Origin of the sequence: Pseudanabaena sp. 'Roaring Creek', from assembly GCF_001402795.1 — a bacterium.
Taxonomy (GTDB): Bacteria; Cyanobacteriota; Cyanobacteriia; order Pseudanabaenales; family Pseudanabaenaceae; genus Pseudanabaena.
This window is the reverse complement of record NZ_LIRE01000643.1, coordinates 1-397: the sequence shown is the minus strand read 5'-3', so window position 1 is coordinate 397 and position 397 is coordinate 1. Positions and strand designations below refer to the sequence as shown.

General features: G+C 59.7%; 1 protein-coding gene. It reads left to right on the top strand.

From position 1 onward, the window contains the following. Positions 1-31: 31 nt before the first annotated feature. Positions 32-397: serine O-acetyltransferase EpsC (gene epsC, locus AC805_RS16915; protein WP_331459091.1), on the top strand; the 366-nt coding region annotated here is incomplete at its 3' end.

Genomic DNA, 397 nt, shown 5'->3' with positions numbered 1-397 from the left:
CGCGGAGAGCCTCACAAGCAGGGGAAGTCTGATGTTTGAACGCATGCGAGAAGATATCCAGAGCGTTTTTCACCGTGATCCGGCAGCGCGTAATGCCTTCGAGGTGGTGACCTGCTACCCAGGCCTGCACGCCACCTGGCTGCATCGAGTGGCCCATGCGCTGTGGCGTTCGGGCTGGAAGTGGCCGGCGCGAGTGGTGTCCAATTTCGGGCGCTGGATGACGGGGATCGAGATTCATCCGGGGGCGAAGATCGGGCGGCGTTTCTTCATTGATCACGGCATGGGTATCGTCATTGGTGAGACTGCCGAGATCGGTAACGACGTGACGCTCTATCAGGGTGTGACCCTTGGTGGCACTAGCTGGAACAAGGGCAAGCGACATCCGACGCTTGAGGAT